This is a genomic window from Kocuria nitroreducens, assembly GCF_042879195.1.
Classification (GTDB): domain Bacteria; phylum Actinomycetota; class Actinomycetes; order Actinomycetales; family Micrococcaceae; genus Kocuria; species Kocuria nitroreducens.
Genome location: NZ_JBHZTC010000073.1, coordinates 1 through 1,368, shown reverse-complemented (window position 1 = coordinate 1,368; position 1,368 = coordinate 1). Strand labels below are relative to the sequence as shown.

Annotated in this window: 1 protein-coding gene; it reads right to left on the bottom strand. The window is 67.3% G+C overall.

Annotation, left to right across the window (positions count from 1 at the left end; all coding sequences use genetic code 11):
* Window positions 1–166 precede the first annotated feature (166 nt).
* Window positions 167–1,303, bottom strand: a complete 1,137-nt coding sequence (locus ACFYE1_RS17395; protein ID WP_387745789.1) for an IS701 family transposase — start codon at window positions 1,301–1,303, stop codon at window positions 167–169.
* Between the last annotated feature and the right edge of the window lie 65 nt (window positions 1,304–1,368).

Here is a 1,368-nt window from a genome sequence, read left to right as displayed (position 1 = left end):
TACTGCAACGACAGTTTGTGACCTCTGCGTTTGTAGTGGCCGGCACGGGCGCGTGCTTGACTGGTGCGCCGCCAGGACGACCAGTGCCAGATGTGCTCGGGCGCGGGACGGATGGGATGGGCGATCCGGTTGAACAAGCGCCGGATCTCGTGGATCGTCAACGGGATCAGCTGGGGTTCGGGCCCGTCGGCGGGCCCCCCTTTTTCTCGTCCTGGTGGATCAGGACCAAGAACGCGGCCGCGGCCATGGACAAGGTGATGTGCCGGTACCAGGCGGTGTAGTCCCGAACCTGGTATTGGTCCAGGCCGGTCTCGTTCTTGGCCGTCTGGAAGCACTCCTCGATCGCCCACCGGCTCCCGGCCACCCGCACCAACTCCGAGACAGCAGTGCCGGCGGGACCGAAGCAGAGGTAGTAGGCGATCTCGGTCGGGTCGCTGATCGCCCGCCGCGCCAGCAACCAGTGCCCATAGCGCGCATCCCGCAACGGACGGATGTCCACGGCAGCCCAGTCGTAGAGTCGGCGCCCGTGGGCCCCGTCCCCGCAACTGAGCCGGTGCCAGGCGGTAGGGGCCAGTTCGGCGATCATGGTGTGGGCCCGGCGCTGGCGTAGGTCCATCGTGATCACCGCCTGGGACTTGGGTACTGCCAGCACGTGGGCCACCCCGTGGCGTTCCAGCCACAGCCGCAGCGCCCCGACCTGGCCGTAGGCTTCGTCACCGGTGAGCCATGCGAAGGGCACCCGGGCCTGCAGGGCGCGCTCGATCATCGCCTGGGCCAGCTGCGGCTTCGTCGCGAAGTCACGATCCGCAGGGATCCCGGCCGCCGTACACCTGCCTCGGTCCTCGGTCCAGGCCTTGGGCAGGTACAGCTCCCGGTCGATCAGCGCCCGGCCACCCCCGGAGGCGTAGGCCAGGAACACCCCGATCTGACAGTTCTCGATCCTGCCCGCGGTCCCGGAGTACTGTCGGGCGACTCCGGCCGAGCGGGTGCCCTTTTTCAGGAACCCGGTCTCATCCACGATCAGCACCCCGGCTTCGGGATCCCCGATCGCCTCAAGCACCAGCTGCCGCACGTCATTGCGCAGCCCGTCGGTGTCCCAGGAGTAGGAGTTCAACAACCGCTGCATGCCCTCCGGGCCGGTGTCGCCGGCGGCCTCGGCCACACTCCAGCCGTTCTTGCGCTCGAGCTCCCCGAGCAGCCCGCGCACATAGGCGGCCATCCGCCTTCGTGACTCCACCCGAGGGAATCGCTCGGCGAACCGCCCGCAGAATGCGGTGAAGGCGCCCGACCACTGCTGCACCATCTGAGTCTGCACAGACCATCAAATAGCAGATCTGACAGTAGGTCACAATCTGTTGTTGCAGTACT